Annotated in this window: 1 other annotated feature (running past both ends of the window). The window is 56.1% G+C overall.

Annotated elements, in window-relative coordinates:
• Window positions 1-829: a sequence feature (mutual gap in cmsearch alignment for this rRNA model is longer than 100), on the bottom strand (it extends past both window edges: 2,455 nt to the left, 768 nt to the right).

Raw genomic sequence — 829 nt, forward strand, 5'->3', positions numbered from 1 at the left:
TGCCACGACTTCGGCGGTGTACTTGAGCCCCGCTACATTGTCGGCGCGGAATCACTTGACCAGTGAGCTATTACGCACTCTTTCAAGGGTGGCTGCTTCTAAGCCAACCTCCTGGTTGTCTCTGCGACTCCACATCCTTTCCCACTTAGCACACGCTTAGGGGCCTTAGTCGGTGATCTGGGCTGTTTCCCTCTCGACTACGAACCTTATCGCCCGCAGTCTCACTGCCACGCTCTCACTTACCGGCATTCGGAGTTTGGCTGACGTCAGTAACCTTGTCGGGCCCATCGGCCATCCAGTGCTCTACCTCCGGCAAGAAACACGCGACGCTGCACCTAAATGCATTTCGGGGAGAACCAGCTATCACGGAGTTTGATTGGCCTTTCACCCCTACACACAGATCATCCCCCAGGTTTTCAACCCTGGTGGGTTCGGTCCTCCACGCGGTCTTACCCGCGCTTCAACCTGCCCATGCGTAGATCACCCCGCTTCGGGTCTACAGCATGCGACTCAACGCCCTATTCAGACTCGCTTTCGCTACGGCTCCCCCACACGGGTTAACCTCGCCACACACCATAACTCGCAGGCTCATTCTTCAAAAGGCACGCAGTCACATCACAACAGGGCAAGCCCTGCTACGCTCCTACGGCTTGTAGGCACACGGTTTCAGGTACTATTTCACGACCCCTCACCGGGGCGCTTTTCACCTTTCCCTCACGGTACTAGTTCACTATCGGTCATCAGGGAGTATTTAGGCTTACCAGGTGGTCCTGGCAGATTCACACAGGATTTCTCGAGCCCCGTGCTACTTGGGATCCCCTCAAACAGT

Origin of the sequence: Herbidospora cretacea, from assembly GCF_001570605.1 — a bacterium.
GTDB classification, from domain to species: domain Bacteria; phylum Actinomycetota; class Actinomycetes; order Streptosporangiales; family Streptosporangiaceae; genus Herbidospora; species Herbidospora cretacea.